This is a genomic window from Allobosea sp. RIT-PG3_2 (genome assembly GCF_057321085.1).
The window spans coordinates 45,869-60,845 of the sequence record NZ_JBXWCA010000012.1 but is presented as its reverse complement, the minus strand read 5'-3'; the positions used below and the strand labels follow the sequence as shown (position 1 = coordinate 60,845).

Genomic DNA, 14,977 nt, shown 5'->3' with positions numbered 1-14,977 from the left:
CGCGCGAGCGGCGCCGAGCCGGGATCCATGCCTGAACGGTTCCGGCATGGATCCGGGGTCTCGCTTCCCTCGCCCGGGATGACTTCATCATTCGTTGCGGAAAGTCGGAATCCGAAATGACTGGCACCATCCGCCTCACCATGGCACAGGCGCTGACGCGCTTCCTCAGCCGCCAGATGACCGAGATCGACGGAGAGCGTCTCCCGATCTTCGGCGGCGTCTGGGCGATCTTCGGCCATGGCAACGTCGCGGGCCTCGGCGAGGCGCTCTGGCACGAGCGCGAGCGCCTGCCGACCTTCCGCGCCCATAACGAGCAGGCCATGGCCCATGCCGCCATCGCCTACGCCAAGGCGAACATGCGCCGCCGCTTCATGGCCGCGACCACCTCGATCGGCCCCGGCGCGACCAACCTCGTCACCGCTGCGGCGCTGGCCCATGTCAACCGCCTGCCGGTGCTGCTGCTGCCGGGCGACGTCTTCGCCAACCGCATTCCCGATCCCGTCCTCCAGCAGGTCGAGGCTTTCGGCGACGGCACCGTCTCGGCGAATGACTGCTTTAAGCCCGTCTCGCGCTATTTCGACCGCATCACCCGGCCCGGGCAGATCATCCCGGCGCTCGCCCGCGCCATGCAGGTGCTGACCGACCCCGCCGAATGCGGCCCTGTGACGCTCGCGCTCTGCCAGGACGTTCAGGCCGAGGCCTATGATTACCCCGAGAGCTTCTTCACTGAACGCCTCTGGACGCCGCGTCGTCCGCGCGCCGACCGCGCCGAGCTGAAGGCCGCCGCCGAGGCCCTGAAGGCCGCAAGGAAGCCATTGATCGTCGCTGGCGGCGGCGTGCTCTATTCCGGCGCCTCCGACGATCTCGCCCGCTTCTCGGCCGCGACGGGCATTCCCGTCTGCGAGACGCAAGGGGGCAAGTCCTCCCTGCCGGACGACAACCCGCTGAACATGGCGGCCGTCGGCGTCACCGGCACCGCGGCCGCCAACCGTCTCGCCGCCGAGGCCGACCTCATCCTCGCGGTCGGCTCACGCCTGCAGGATTTCACCACCGGCTCTTGGGCACTGTTCGGCGCCCCGCAGAAGACGATCATCGGCCTCAACGTTCAGGCTTTCGATGCCGGCAAGCACCGGGCCCTGCCGCTCGTCGCCGACGCGCGCGAAGGTCTTGCCGAACTGGCTGAGGCCATCGCCGGCTGGAAGGCCCCGGAAAGCTGGACCGCCGACGCCAAGGCCGGCAAGGCCGACTGGCGCAGGGAAGCGGATCAGGTCACGGCCGCCACCAACGCCGCCCTGCCCTCGGACGCGCAGGTCATCGGCGCGGTTCAACGCAGTCTCGGCTCGGATATCATTCTGCTGCATGCGGCAGGCGGTCTGCCGGGCGAGTTGCACAAGCTCTGGCAGGCCGGCCCGCCCGGTTCCTATCACGGCGAATACGGCTTCTCCTGCATGGGCTACGAGATCGCCGGCGGGCTCGGCGCCAAGATGGCGAAACCGGAGAAGGAAATCGTCGTCATGGTCGGCGACGGCTCCTATCTCATGCTCAATTCCGAGATCGCTACCTCGGTGATGCTGGGCCTGAAGCTCACCATCGTCCTGCTCGACAATCGCGGCTACGGCTGCATCAACCGCCTCCAGAACGCCACCGGCAGCGCCTCCTTCAACAACCTGCTGAAGGATGCCCGCCACGAGACGCTGCCCGAGATCGACTTCGTCGCCCATGCCGCCAGCCTCGGCGCCATCGCGACCAAGGCGGCGTCGATTGCCGAACTGGAGACCGCGCTGGCGCAGGCCAAGGCCAACACCCGCACCACGGTCGTCGTCATCGACACCGACCCGCTGATCTCGACCGGCGCCGGCGGCGCCTGGTGGGACGTGGCGGTGCCCGAGGTCAGCGCGCGCGCGGAAGTCCGGGCGGCGCGAGCCAACTATGAAACCCGCGTGAAGCGGCAGCACATCGGCGACTGAACCCGCCTATCGGAAAGACGAAAGACATGATCCGCATCGGCGCGAACCCCATCGGCTGGTCGAATGACGACATGCTGGAGATCGGCGGCGACATCCCGCTCGAAACCTGCCTGAACGAGGCGCGAGAAGCCGGCTTCACCGGCATGGAGCTCGGCAACAAGTTTCCGCGCGAGGCCGGCAAGCTGAAGCCGATCCTGGACGCTCACGGCCACGCCCTCGTCTCGGGCTGGTACTCGACCGAGCTGCTCGTCCGCGACGTCGCCGCCGAGATGGCGGCCGTCAAGGCTCACGCGACGCTGCTGCGCGACATGGGCTGCTCGGTCCTGATCGCGGCGGAGACGTCGAACGCGATCCATTCCGACATCACCAGGCCGCTTTCGGCGCGGCCGGTCCTGCCAAAAGCGAAATGGGACGATTTCGGCGCGCGCTACACCAACTTCGCCGAGGCGGTGAAGGCCGAGTACGGCCTGCAGCTCGTCTATCACCATCACATGGGTACGGTGGTGCAGACCGAGGCCGAGATCGATCGCTTCATGGGCGTCACCGGCCCGGCCGTCGGCCTGCTGCTCGACACCGGCCATGCCACCTGGGGCGGCGGCGACCCGGCCCGCATCGCCCGTCACTGGAAGGCGCGCATCCACCATGTCCACTGCAAGGACATCCGCGAAGCCGTGATGTGGCGCTCCAATCGCGAGGACTGGTCCTTCCTCGAATCCGTGCTCGCCGGCGTCTATACCGTGCCGGGCGACGGCCTCATCGACTATGTTCGCGTGCTCAGGGAGCTTCAGGGCTATTCCGGCTGGATCGTCGTCGAGGCGGAGCAGGATCCGAAGAAGGCCGAGCCGGCGACCTATGCCAAGCTCGGCCATGCCAATCTGGCGCGCTTCATCAAGGAAGCCGGATTGGCTTAACACCGCCGCCGTCATTCCGGGGCGCCCGCAGGGCGAGCCCGGAACCCATAACCGCAGTTGGTGAAGACGTTTCCGGAACGGCGCCGCCCTGTTCGGTATAGGCAGCGGTTATGGGTTCCGGGCTCTTCGCTGCGCGAAGCCCCGGAATGACGGCGTGGTCCTGCGGCCAACGCCTCAATCGCCAAGGAACCGACCCATGTCCCATCTCAAGATCCGCCCCTCCGGCTCCCTTGGCCGCGTCACCCATGTCACGCCGGAAAGCGCCGGCTGGACCTATGTCGGCTTCGATCTGCACCGGCTGAAGCCGGGCGAAACCGTCTCGGCCAGGACCGGCGACCGCGAGACCTGCCTCGTCTTCGTCACCGGCAAGGGCGAGGTCACGGCCGGCGGGCAAGGGCTCGGCGAACTCGGCGAGCGCATGACGCCGTTCGAGGGCAAGCCGTGGTCGGTCTATATTCCGCAGGATTCCGATTGGTCGGTCACCGCCACCACCGATCTCGAACTCGCGATCTGCAGCGCGCCTGGGCTTAAAGGCGGTTTACCCGTACGCGTCATCAAGCCCGGCGATCTCGGCCAGGAAATCCGTGGCAAGGGCTCGAACACGCGCCACGTCACCAACATCCTGCCCGAAGGCGAGCCGGCGGATTCCCTGCTGGTGGTCGAGGTCATCACGCCCGCCGGCAACACGTCAAGCTATCCGCCCCACAAGCACGACCGGGACGAGCTGCCGCAAGAGTCATACCTCGAAGAAACCTACTACCACCGCCTCAACCCGCCGCAGGGCTTCGGCTTCCAGCGCGTCTATACCGACGACCGCAGCCTCGACGAAGCGATGGCGATCGAGGATGGCGACGTCGTGCTGGTGCCGAAGGGCTATCACCCCTGCGCCACCTGCCATGGCTACGATCTCTATTATCTCAACGTCATGGCCGGGCCGAAGCGGACATGGAAGTTCCACAACGCCGCCGAGCATGAGTGGATGCTGAAGAGCTGAACCACCTGCCCTTCGGGCGCCGAGGTCAGGCCTGGGCGCCCGTGAGCAGTTCAGTCGGCATCCGTCTCATGGATTGCACTTGTAGACCGTGCCGGAGGTCTCCGGCCCCTTCCACTTGATGTCGGCGACAGTGGAGAAGACATGGGTTCCACCCATCTCCGCGCCCTTGATCTTCAGGCGGGTGATGATCGAATCGCGCGCCGTATCCGTCAGCAGCACCGAATGCAGATCGGACCTGCCGTCGATCTCGCCAAGCTTGGTGCAGTTCTCCACAACCCCCTTCGCATCGGTCACCACGACGATGCTGCTGCGCGAGGTGTGATAGGCGCAGGCCCCCAGCAACAAAGCCGGCACAAGAATGAAGAAACGCGGCATTGCCATGGTTCGGGCTGTCCTGATCGATTTGTGCCCCATGTTCAGCCGCTCCGCCATAAATGCAAGTCCGGGGATATGGAAGCGGCGTCTTGCCGCCCGGCAGGTTCGCCGCTGCTTTCCTGAGGCACTGATTGCTGCGGGATTGAATGAATTCGACCGCACGAACTTTAACGCAAAGCCCGCGTCATTCTTGACCTGCGATGGCGGCTGCATTTAAGTCGCGACAGGCCAATGGGAGGCTGAAAAAGGATAAACGATGCGTAGCATTTTGATTGTTGGCGCCATGGCCGCGCTCCTTGCCGGTTGCCAGACCGCGCAGGAGTCCATGGCCGACGCTGAAGTCACCTGTGAGGCCCAGGGCTTCCGTCCGGGCACCCGTGCTTATCAGCAGTGCCGTTCGGCGAACTATGTCGAGAACCGCCGCGCCTCGAACGAAACCGGCAATGCCGTCGCAGCCGGCGTCGCGGCCGGTGTCATCGGGGGCGCCCTCGTTGCCGCCGACAACCGCTCTTATTACGGCCGCGGCTATTACGGACGCCGTGGCTACTGGTGGTGATAGGTGAGCGCATCCCATTAGGATGCGTCTCCCCATAGGATAATGAAAAGAAGGGCCCTGCGGCATGCCGCAGGGCCCTTCTTCTTAGGAGAGCTGGTTGCTTCAGCGCTTGGCAGTACGTCGCCGCGCCGGAGCCGGCTCCTTGGCCGCGCTCGAAGCCGACGTCAGAAGCGAGCCGATCACATAAACGGCAAGCCCCAGCCCGACCATGACGGCCATGGGCTCGCGCTCCGCGCGCTTCGCCAGCATGCGGCCGCCCATATCGGCATAGTCGCGCGCCCGCGCCGCGTAGTCGTTGGCGCGATCCGCATAATCGTCCGCGCTCTCGCGGCGGGCGCTCAGCCAGCTGCTGCCAGCCTTCAGGGCACGGTTGCCGGCGTCCGCAGCATCGGAGCCGTAGTCGTTGAGCCAGCTACGCATGCGGCCATAGTCCGGCTCGTAGCGCTCCCAGCGCGAGGAGGGCTGGCTGCGCAGCGTCGCCCAGGCAATCAGCCCGATGCTCACGGCACCCAGGCCGAGCGTCGCGAGCGGATGCCGCTCGACGGTGCGCACGACGGTGTCCCCGCCTTCTCGAACCGCCTCCATCGGATCGGCCTCGTCCCAGGCTTCCTTGGCTCGCTCATAGCCGTCCTTCACGGTCTCGCTCGCCTTGTCGGCCATATCGGCCGCCTTGCTGCGCAGCGACCGCACGGTCGTCTCGGCCTCGTCCTGGATCTCGTCGGCAGCGTTCTGAACATCGGGCGGGAATCTGTTGGTGATCGCCATGGCGGTTTCTCCGTTTCTGGAAGCGGGCATGTGCAATGAACGAGAGACTCCGGGCCTGTGTTCCCGCGACGGTCGAAAACGCTTGGGTCATCATTCTTCGCCTGTTCGGCCATAACCCGGTCATGTTTGGATGCGATCTATCGCGGAACAGGGGCATTCAACGAGAAGGAGACGCTTATGCACGTTCAGCACCTCCAGATCGCTCATCCTGCAGTTCTCTCGGATCCCGAATGGATCGCGCTGGAGAGCATCGAAGAACAGACCCAGCACTTCATCTTCGACGACACGATGCTGCTTGCCTTGCGGGATCGTGGGCTGGTCGAGTCGGACGGGATCGTCTGGCGCGTCACCCAGACCGGGCACAGGCGCCTCATCGAGCGCGATTGAGCCTCCGGCCGAAGGCCGGGTTCCGTTCCGTATCATCATCATTGTCGATCATCATGCCCGCCTCCCGGCGGGCTTTTCGACGGCGCTGGAAAAACTCCGGCGCCGTCGCCATGTCTGGGCCTCGTGCCATGTCCGGGCCTGGTTTCGCAGCTCGGCTCCGCTTTCCGATGAGGTTCCATGGGTAAACCCGTCTCCATCACCATCTCGCATGACCTCGGCCGCGTGGGCGCGCTCGATCGCCTGCGCAGCGGGCTAGATCGCATTCGCGACAAGCTCGGCATGGTCAGGATGCAGCTCGTCGAGGAGCGCTGGGACGGCGACAACCTGCATTTCGGCGTGGGCGCGCTCGGCCAGACCGTCCATGGCCGCATCGAGGTCGAGGACAGCCTGGTCCGCGTCGAGGTCACACTGCCCTGGATGCTGGCCGTCTTCGCCGAGAAGCTGAAGATCGGCGTCCAGAAGCAGGGCCAGATCCTCCTGGAAAAACCGAAGGCCTGAGCCGGTCGCCCTTGCGCCCGCCAGCAGGCGCGCACTCCGGAGATGGCTTCTGATAATTCGCGGCCGCGGCTCGCGGCCGCGGGCGGAAAACTCGGCAGCGCCGGCCTAAAAGACGTACGTCCTTAGGTTGAAATCGGCGGCTTCAAACCCCATGCTCCGAAGCGTTCCAGCATTTTCGATTACTTGACGTTTCGGACTCGGGAGACCCATGCATCACGGCCCGCTGATCGCCATCATCGTCGCGGGCCTCGGCCTTGCTTTCGTCTTCGGGGCTATCGCCCAAAAACTGCGGATTTCCCCCCTCGTCGGCTATCTCGTCGCCGGCGTCGCCGTCGGCCCCTTCACGCCGGGCTTCGTCGCCGACCAGAACCTCGCCAACGAGCTCGCCGAGATCGGCGTCATCCTGCTGATGTTCGGCGTCGGCCTGCATTTCTCCCTGAAGGACCTGCTCTCGGTGAAGGCGATTGCCGTGCCGGGCGCCGTCGTGCAGATCGGCATCGCGACGCTGCTCGGCCTCGGGCTCGGGACGCTGCTCGGCTGGAACTGGTTCTCCGGTGCGGTCTTCGGCCTGGCTCTTTCGACTGCATCGACCGTCGTTCTGCTCCGCGCCCTGCAGGAGCGGCGGCTGGTCCAGACCGAGCGTGGCCGCATCGCGGTCGGCTGGCTGATCGTCGAGGACATGGCGATGGTGCTCGCGCTGGTGCTGCTGCCGGTGCTGGCCGAGATCATCAACGGCGGCTCGCAGCCGGGCGCGAGCGCGCCGCTGGCGACCCGCTTCGACCTCGGCATCTGGGGCGTGCTCGGCCTGACCTTCGCCAAGCTGATCGGCTTCCTCGCCTTCATGCTCGTCGTCGGGCGGCGCGTCATTCCCTGGGTCCTGCACTGGGTCGCGCATACGGGCTCGCGCGAGCTCTTCCGCCTCGCCGTGCTCGCCGTGGCGCTCGGCGTCGCTTATCTGGCCGCGACCCTGTTCGGCGTCTCCTTCGCGCTCGGCGCCTTCTTCGCCGGCATGATCCTGTCGGAATCGCCGCTCTCGCAGCGCGCCGCCGAGGAGACCCTGCCGCTGCGGGACGCCTTCGCGGTGCTGTTCTTCGTCTCGGTCGGCATGCTCTTCGACCCCGGCATCATCCTGCGGGCGCCCGGCCCCCTAATCGCCACGCTCGCCATCATCCTGATCGGCAAATCCGTCGCCGCCTGGATGATCGTGCGTGCCTTCGGCCGCTCGAACGCGGTTGCGCTGACGATCTCGGCCTCGCTCGCCCAGATCGGCGAGTTCTCCTTCATCCTCGCCGGGCTCGGCAGCGCGCTCGGCATCCTGCCGGCACAGGGGCGCGATCTCATCCTGGCCGGCGCGATCCTGTCGATCCTGTTCAACCCGGTGATGTTCGCGATCGTTGAGCGCCTGGCCCCCGAGGCGCCGGTGGCGAAGCCGAAGCCAGCAGCCGCCCCCGCCGAAGCGGCGGAGCCCGAGCCAACTGCTTCCGAGGCCCAGCCGGAGGCGGCGCCCGAGCGGGACGTCACCCCGACCAGCCTCAAGGATCACATCGTCGTGGTCGGTTACGGCCGCGTCGGCAGCCTGCTCGGTGCCGGGCTGCTGGCCCAGGGCTCGAAGCTGCTGGTCATCGAGGACAATCCCGACGCAGTCGCGACGGCGAAGCGCGACGGCGCGGAGCTGCTCGTCGGCAATGCGGCCGATCCCGAGGTGCTGTCGGCCGCGGCGGTCGGGCGCGCCATCCGCCTCTTCGTCGCCATTCCCGGCAGCTTCGAGGCCGGCCAGGTCTGCGAGCAGGCCCGGGCGGAGAACCCGACGCTTCCGATCGTCGCCCGCGCCCATTCCGATGCCGAGGTCGCCCATCTCACCAAGTGCGGCGCGACGCTGACGATCATGGGCGAGGCCGAGATCGCCCGCGCCATGCTCGGACTCTGCCAGAACCTCGCGGGAGCGGCTCAGCCGGAAGCCTCACCGCCCGAGGCGAAGCCGGAAGACGCCAGGCCGGACGCAGCGGGTGGGCTCCACCTTGTGAAGCCCCGCGCCTCCGCGTCGGACGATTCGCCCGCCGACCCGTCGGCCGCGGCCTGAAAAAAGGGCGGGGCGCCATGCGCCCCGCCCTTTCGATGTCAGCGGATTTGCCGAACCCGGCTCAGTCGACGAGGTCGAAGCGGACGTCCTGCACGCCTTCGTAGAGCGTCTTGCGGCCGAGCGTGTAGAGGTTCTCCAGCCCCGAAGTCAGGGTGATGAAGTGGTTGCCGGAGAGCACGCCAGCCTTGCTGGCGAACTGCACGCCGCCATAGGCCAACAAGATTTCGGTCTCGCTGACGCCGCCCGGATACAGGATGATGTGTCCGGGCGCCGGATAGGCCGTGTTGTTCTCGTAGCCGACGCCGAAATCGAGATCGCCGAGCGGCATCCAGACGCCTTCGCCACTCCAGCGCACATGCACCATCTTGCTGATGAACGGCATCTGCTTTTTGAAAGCGGCGCAGGTCTTCGGGGCGGCCTCCAGCTCGAACTTGGCGTCGAACTTGAACGGCCCGGCAGTGACGATCAGCTTGCTCATGAAATCCCTGTCTTTCTGCAATGGGGTCCCGGATCCGGTGAATGCCATTCCGCTGCGCCCTCGCGCAAGAGTAGCTAGGGGAACAAGAGAGGCGCCGGAAAGCGAAGGATCGTGGCGCCCCTGCCTCAGGTGATCGCGTCCTTGAGATCGAGCGTGCCCGCCTTGCCGATCGCCTCGTAATTGCGCTTGAGCCAGCGCTTCGCCGCCGCGCGCCCCATGTCGCGCAGCCTGAGCAGGAAGGACCATTCGGCGTTCATCCGCGACGAGGAGCTCAGCTCCGCCAGCGGCGGGCCGCCGTCGATCCGGTGCATCAGCACGCGCTTGTATTCGTCGCGTGGCAGCTTGCCGGCATCGACCAGCCGGTTGACGAAATCGATCGCCCGCAGCTCGCGCAGTGTCGAGGCGTTGAAGGTGATCTCGTTCAGGCGATCCTGGATCTCGCGGGCCTTGGTCGGCAGTTCCTTGCGCTGGACCGGGTTGATCTGCACCAGCAGGATGTCGTCGCAATGCGCCTTGTAGAACAGCGGGAACAGGGCGGGATTGCCCATATAGCCGCCGTCCCAATAGGCCTCGCCATGGATCTCCACCGCCTGGAACACCATCGGCAGGCATGCCGAGGCCATCACATGGTCCGCGGTCAGGTCCCCGCCTTCGAACACGGCGATCTTGCCGGTCCGGACATTGGTGGCGGCGATGAAGAGCTTCACCGCATCGTGGGAGCGCACCTTCTCGAAATCGATCAGGTCGGAGATGACGCCGCGCAGCGGGTTGATGTTCAGCGGGTTGACGTCATAGGGGCTGGCGACCTTCGAGAACATCTCCAGGAAGAGCAGGCCGGGCGGCGTGCCGTTGCTGCCCCAGGCGCCGAGCATGGTGTCGAGCAGCGAGCGCTCGGAGCCGCCATACTTGCCGTCGACGCTGATCGCCCGCCAGAACGCCTCCAGCTTGGCCCGCGCGCCATCGGCGCCGCCGTCGACCCAGCCCTCGGCCAGCACGACGGCATTCATCGCGCCGGCGCTCGTGCCGGTCAGCGCCTCGATACCGAGCCGCCCATCCTCCAGGATGACGTCGAGCACGCCCCAGGTGAAGGCGCCATGCGCGCCCCCGCCCTGCAGCGCCAGCGAGATCGTCTTCTCCGCCTTCGGCCCGGCCAGCCCCTTGACCAGCTCGGGCTTGCGGGACGGGCGCCCGCTCATGCGGCGGTCCAGCCGCCATCCATCGGCAGCGTCGCCCCGGTGATCGACTTGGCAGAGTCGGTGCAGAGGAAGACGGCGAGCGCCGCGACCTGCTCGACCGTGACGAACTCCTTGGTCGGCTGGGCGTCGAGCAGCACGTCGTTGATGACCTGCTCCTTGGTCAGGCCGCGCGCCTTCATCGTGTCCGGAATCTGCTTCTCGACCAGCGGCGTCCAGACATAGCCCGGCGCGATGGCATTGACGGTGATGCCCTTGGTCGCGACCTCGAGCGCCACGGTCTTGGTCAGCCCGGCAATGCCGTGCTTGGCTGCCACATAGGCCGATTTGAACGGCGAGGCGACGAAGGCATGCGCCGAAGCCGTGTTGATGATCCGGCCCCAGCCCTTTTCCTTCATCTTCGGCAGGGCGGCGCGGATCGTGTGGAAGGCCGAGGACAGGTTGATCGCGATGATCTGGTCCCATTTCTCGATCGGGAACTCGTCGATCGGCGAAACGAACTGGATGCCGGCATTGTTGATCAGGATGTCGATGGCGCCGAAGGCCTTCTCGCCCTCGGCGATGAAACCGGCGATCTCGGCGGGCTTCGTCATATCGGCCGGCGAAAACACCACCTTGATGCCGAATTCCTGCTCCAGATCGGTGCGCAGCTTCTCGGCATCGGCGGCTGGCATAATTCCGTTGATGACGAGGTTGGCGCCCTCCTTGGCGAGTGCGCGGGCATAGGCGAGCCCGATGCCGGAAGTCGAGCCGGTGATGGCGGCAGTGCGATCTTTAAGGAACATGAGCGTCAAGGCTCCTGACAATCGGGGAGAAAATGCTTAGGTTCGTGTTCGAACAAGGCAATGCAACGATTGGATATCATCGCACGTTGCCCGAGGACTCTTCGCAGCGCAACATGACGAAAATGCAGCCAGAAGCCCATGACCACCACGATCATGTGCACCACGCGCATGACGGACCATGCCGCCACGCCGAGGACCATCGCCGCCATGCGGCTGAGGCCCTGGCGCGGGCGGAGCGCATCTGCCGCGAGCGCGGCCTGCGCCTGACTCCCATCCGGCGGCAGGCGCTGGAAGCCCTCCACGCCGACCATCGCCCGGTCGGAGCCTATGATCTCGCCGACCGGATTTCGCCGGCGGGCGGGCGGCGGCTTGCGCCGATCTCGATCTATCGCGCGCTCGATTTCCTGGTTGAGCAGGGCTTCGTCCACCGCCTGTCCTCGAAGAACGCCTACGTCGCCTGCCTGCACGGCCATGGCGCGCATGAGGTCGTCGCCTTCCTGATCTGCGAGGTCTGCGGCGGCGTCGACGAGGATTCTTCGCCCGCGATGAAGAAAGCGGTGGCGGCCATCGCCGAAACCCGGCAATTCTCCCCCTCGCACCAGATGGTCGAGATCGTCGGCCGCTGCGAACATTGCCGCAACGCCGGTTCGTGATAGAGCAGCCCTCATGAATGAGCGCGCCTTTTCCTATCTGACGCCGGAACGCGCCGGGCCGCTCGCCCGTCAGCTGACCGTGCCGGTCAAGGTCGGCAACGTCACCGTCGGCGGCGGCGCGCCGATCGTCGTGCAGTCGATGACCAATACGGACACCGCCGACATCAGCGCCACGGTGGCGCAGGTCGCGGCGCTAGCCCGGCAGGGCTCGGAGCTGGTGCGCATCACGGTCGATCGCGACGAGGCCGCAGCCGCCGTGCCGAAGATCCGCGAGCGGCTGGACCGTGTCGGCATCGACGTGCCGCTGGTCGGGGACTTCCACTATATCGGCCACAAGCTGTTGGCCGACCACCCGGCCTGCGCCGAGGCGCTGGCCAAGTACCGGATCAACCCCGGCAATGTCGGCTTCAAGGACAAGAAGGACAAGCAGTTCTCGCAGATCATCGAGATGGCGATCAGGCACCGCAAGCCTGTCCGCATCGGCGCCAACTGGGGCTCGCTCGACCAGGAACTGCTGACCGCGCTGATGGACGAGAATGCGGTGAGCGCGCGCCCGCTCGACGCCCGCGCCATCATGCGCGAGGCCATGGTGCAATCGGCCCTGCTCTCGGCCGAGCGCGCCGAGGAGCTCGGTCTCGCCCGCGAATACATCATCCTTTCGGCCAAGGTCTCGGGCGTGCAGGACCTGATCACGGTCTACCGCATGCTCGCCAGCCGGGCGAACTACGCCATCCATCTCGGGCTCACCGAGGCCGGCATGGGCTCGAAGGGCATCGTCGCCTCCTCCGCCGCGCTCGGCATCCTCCTGCAGGAAGGCATCGGCGACACCATCCGCTATTCGCTGACGCCGGAACCGGGCGGGGACCGCACGCTCGAGGTCAGGACGGCGCAGGAACTGCTCCAGACCATGGGCTTCCGCGCCTTCGTGCCGCTCGTCGCCGCCTGCCCCGGCTGCGGCCGCACGACCTCGACCGTGTTCCAAGAGCTGGCGCGCGACATCCAGGACTGGATCTCCACCTCGATGCCCGAATGGAAGACGCGCTATCCCGGCGTGGAGACCCTCAACGTCGCGGTGATGGGCTGCATCGTCAACGGACCCGGCGAGTCCAAGCATGCCGATATCGGCATCTCGCTGCCGGGCACAGGCGAGGCGCCGACTGCCCCTGTCTTCGTCGACGGCAAGAAGGTCACGACCCTGCGCGGCACTGGAATCGCGGACGAGTTCAAGACGATGGTTGCGAGCTATGTCGAGCGGCGCTTCGGTGCCGGTCTCGGCGCGGCTGGCTGACCCTGCCTTTGCGTGCCCCTCGCATTATGCTAGAGGCCCCGGCCTTTCGCTGCACCGCAGCACGCGCGGAGATCCCTTATGGGGCATGAGAAGCCGAATCCTGCGACCGTCCGGCCGGAGGATTCCCGTTTCGGGCTCGACGATGGCCACGGCCATGCCGGCGGGCACGGTCACGGCAAATCGGGCTATACCGCGCTCGCGCTCGGTGCGCTCGGCGTCGTCTATGGCGACATCGGCACCAGCCCGCTCTACGCCCTGCGCGAAACATTGCTCGCGGCGACCGGCGGCGCGGAGAACGTCGTCATTCCGCCGACTGTCGTCATCGGCGTCCTCTCGCTGATCCTGTGGTCGCTCGTCATCGTGGTGACGCTGAAATACGTCGTGCTGCTGATGCGGGCCGACAATAACGGCGAGGGCGGCATCCTGACACTCGTCGCGCTCGCCCAGCGCAGCCTCGGCCGGGCGCGCAGCCACATGGCCCTGCTGCTCGGCATGATCGGCGCGGGCCTGTTCTACGGCGACACCGTCATCACCCCGGCGATCTCGGTGCTCTCGGCGATCGAGGGCGTCAAGCTGATCACACCGGCGCTCAACGACTACATCCTCTGGATCGCGTCAGTGATCCTGATCGGCCTCTTCGTCGTCCAGAGCCACGGCACTCAGCGCGTCGCCACCTTCTTCGGCCCGATCATGCTGGTCTGGTTCCTGACGCTCGCCGGGCTCGGCATCTATCACATCGCCGACGATCTCAGCGTGTTCCGCTCGATCAACCCCTATTACGCGCTGCTCTTCTTCCGCGACCATGCCGGCGTGGCGCTGGCCGTCCTCGGCTCGGTCTGTCTGGCGGTGACGGGCGCCGAGGCGCTCTATGCCGATATGGGCCATTTCGGGCGCGGCCCGATCCGCGGCGCCTGGCTCTACGTCGTCTTCCCGGCATTGTGGCTGAACTATCTCGGCCAGGGCGCGCTCATCCTCTCCGACCCCAGCGCCATCGACAATCCGTTCTACCGCCTCGCTCCGGAGGGCCTGCTGCTGCCCTTCGTCGTGATGGCGACGGTGGCGACCATCATCGCCAGCCAGTCCGTCATCACCGGCGCCTTCTCGCTGACGCGACAGGCGATCCAGCTCGGCCTGCTGCCGCGCATGGAGATCCGCCACACCTCCGAGCAGACCTCGGGCCAGATCTATGTGCCCCGCGTCAACCTGCTGCTGCTCGTCGTCGTGCTGATCCTGGTCTGGTCGTTCCGGACATCGTCGAGCCTGTCGCACGCCTATGGCATCTCGGTCTTCGGCACGATGGTGGTCTCTTCCCTGCTCGCCGCCATCGTCATCCGCCGCCACTGGGGCTGGAGCCTGCCGGCCACCGCCGCGCTTATCCTGCCCTTCCTGCTGGTCGACGTGTCCTTCTTCTCGGCCAACATGCTGAAGCTCTTCCACGGCGGCTACGTGCCGGTGCTGCTCGCCATGGGGCTGACGCTGGTGATGTGGACCTGGATGCGCGGCACCAAGATCCTGTTCGACAAGACCCGCAAGACCGACGTGCCGCTGCTCGAGCTCGTCACCATGCTGTCGAAGAGCCCGCCGGCCCGGGTGAAGGGCATGGCCGTCTTCCTGACCAGCGACCCGGAGACGGCGCCGGCCTCGCTGCTGCACAACCTCAAGCACAACAAGGTGCTGCACGAGCGCAACGTCGTGCTGACCGTGCGATCGGCCGATACGCCGCGCGTCCTCGAGGAGGAGCGCGTGCGCCTCGCCCGCATCACCGACGACTTCTGGCGGGTCGACATGGTCTACGGCTACATGGAGAGCCCGAACGTGCCCAAGGGGCTGGCGATGCTGCGCAAGCAGGGCTTCAAGTTCGACATCATGTCGACCTCGTTCTTCCTGTCGCGCCGCTCGATCAAGCCCTCGCCGCAATCGGGCATGCCGATCTGGCAGGACAATCTCTTCATCGGCCTGACCAAGAGCGCGACCGACGCGACGAACTTCTTCCAGATCCCGACCGGCCGCGTCGTCGAGGTCGGCACGCAGGTCACGGTCTGAAAGT

The 14,977-nt window shown here is 66.4% G+C and carries 15 protein-coding genes; 10 read left to right on the top strand and 5 right to left on the bottom strand.

The window, feature by feature from the left end:
• Positions 1-116 precede the first annotated feature (116 nt).
• The 3 genes from iolD (at position 117) to iolB (ending at position 3,872) form a co-directional block, all read left to right on the top strand.
• Positions 117-1,967, top strand: coding sequence for a 3D-(3,5/4)-trihydroxycyclohexane-1,2-dione acylhydrolase (decyclizing) (gene iolD / locus AC2FAN_RS25150; RefSeq protein ID WP_485176787.1), 1,851 nt, complete (start codon positions 117-119; stop codon positions 1,965-1,967).
• Positions 1,968-1,993: 26 nt separating this feature from the next.
• Complete coding sequence (gene iolE / locus AC2FAN_RS25145; protein ID WP_485176786.1) at positions 1,994-2,878, top strand: myo-inosose-2 dehydratase; 885 nt, start codon at positions 1,994-1,996, stop codon at positions 2,876-2,878.
• 196 nt (positions 2,879-3,074) lie between these two features.
• On the top strand, positions 3,075-3,872 hold the full coding sequence (gene iolB / locus AC2FAN_RS25140) for a 5-deoxy-glucuronate isomerase (protein ID WP_485176785.1): 798 nt from the start codon (positions 3,075-3,077) through the stop codon (positions 3,870-3,872).
• 66 nt (positions 3,873-3,938) lie between these two features.
• Here the strand turns inward: iolB and AC2FAN_RS25135 are convergent, their stop codons facing one another.
• Positions 3,939-4,460, bottom strand: a complete 522-nt coding sequence (locus tag AC2FAN_RS25135; RefSeq protein WP_476806193.1) for a DUF4156 domain-containing protein — start codon at positions 4,458-4,460, stop codon at positions 3,939-3,941.
• A 43-nt stretch (positions 4,461-4,503) separates the two neighbouring features.
• Here AC2FAN_RS25135 and AC2FAN_RS25130 point away from each other — a divergent pair, with 43 nt between their 5' ends.
• Entirely contained in the window at positions 4,504-4,803 is a 300-nt protein-coding gene (locus tag AC2FAN_RS25130) for a hypothetical protein (protein ID WP_476806194.1), read from the top strand.
• A 102-nt stretch (positions 4,804-4,905) separates the two neighbouring features.
• Here AC2FAN_RS25130 and AC2FAN_RS25125 read toward each other — a convergent pair whose 3' ends face one another.
• Positions 4,906-5,568: a hypothetical protein gene (locus AC2FAN_RS25125; RefSeq protein WP_485176783.1), complete on the bottom strand. Its 663-nt coding sequence runs from the start codon at positions 5,566-5,568 to the stop codon at positions 4,906-4,908.
• Between the two features lie 177 nt (positions 5,569-5,745).
• On the opposite strand from AC2FAN_RS25125, the gene AC2FAN_RS25120 reads away from it, so the two are divergent.
• The 3 genes from AC2FAN_RS25120 (at position 5,746) to AC2FAN_RS25110 (ending at position 8,533) form a co-directional block, all read left to right on the top strand.
• The gene (locus AC2FAN_RS25120; protein ID WP_265049980.1) at positions 5,746-5,955 is read left to right on the top strand and encodes a hypothetical protein; all 210 of its coding nucleotides are present in this window, start codon (positions 5,746-5,748) and stop codon (positions 5,953-5,955) included.
• A gap of 177 nt (positions 5,956-6,132) precedes the next feature.
• Positions 6,133-6,453, top strand: coding sequence for a polyhydroxyalkanoic acid system family protein (locus AC2FAN_RS25115; RefSeq protein WP_265049981.1), 321 nt, complete (start codon positions 6,133-6,135; stop codon positions 6,451-6,453).
• Positions 6,454-6,661: 208 nt separating this feature from the next.
• Complete coding sequence (locus tag AC2FAN_RS25110; protein ID WP_265049982.1) at positions 6,662-8,533, top strand: cation:proton antiporter domain-containing protein; 1,872 nt, start codon at positions 6,662-6,664, stop codon at positions 8,531-8,533.
• 61 nt (positions 8,534-8,594) lie between these two features.
• On the opposite strand, the gene AC2FAN_RS25105 is transcribed toward AC2FAN_RS25110, so the two are convergent.
• From AC2FAN_RS25105 to AC2FAN_RS25095, 3 genes are all read right to left on the bottom strand, one after another.
• Positions 8,595-9,011, bottom strand: a complete 417-nt coding sequence (locus AC2FAN_RS25105; protein ID WP_047578809.1) for a DUF3830 family protein — start codon at positions 9,009-9,011, stop codon at positions 8,595-8,597.
• Between the two features lie 125 nt (positions 9,012-9,136).
• Entirely contained in the window at positions 9,137-10,207 is a 1,071-nt protein-coding gene (locus AC2FAN_RS25100) for a patatin-like phospholipase family protein (RefSeq protein WP_476806198.1), read from the bottom strand.
• Positions 10,204-10,989 carry a 3-hydroxybutyrate dehydrogenase gene (locus AC2FAN_RS25095; RefSeq protein WP_485176781.1) on the bottom strand — a complete coding sequence of 262 codons (786 nt, stop codon included), beginning with the start codon at positions 10,987-10,989 and terminating at the stop codon, positions 10,204-10,206. Before AC2FAN_RS25095 ends, AC2FAN_RS25100 begins: the two co-directional genes overlap by 4 nt.
• Before the next feature lie 113 nt (positions 10,990-11,102).
• Here AC2FAN_RS25095 and AC2FAN_RS25090 point away from each other — a divergent pair, with 113 nt between their 5' ends.
• The 3 genes from AC2FAN_RS25090 (at position 11,103) to AC2FAN_RS25080 (ending at position 14,973) form a co-directional block, all read left to right on the top strand.
• Positions 11,103-11,642, top strand: coding sequence for a Fur family transcriptional regulator (locus tag AC2FAN_RS25090; protein ID WP_485176780.1), 540 nt, complete (start codon positions 11,103-11,105; stop codon positions 11,640-11,642).
• A 13-nt stretch (positions 11,643-11,655) separates the two neighbouring features.
• The gene (gene ispG, locus AC2FAN_RS25085; RefSeq protein WP_485176779.1) at positions 11,656-12,930 is read left to right on the top strand and encodes a flavodoxin-dependent (E)-4-hydroxy-3-methylbut-2-enyl-diphosphate synthase; all 1,275 of its coding nucleotides are present in this window, start codon (positions 11,656-11,658) and stop codon (positions 12,928-12,930) included.
• 78 nt (positions 12,931-13,008) lie between these two features.
• Positions 13,009-14,973, top strand: a complete 1,965-nt coding sequence (locus AC2FAN_RS25080) for a potassium transporter Kup (protein WP_485176778.1) — start codon at positions 13,009-13,011, stop codon at positions 14,971-14,973.
• Positions 14,974-14,977: the final 4 nt, after the last annotated feature.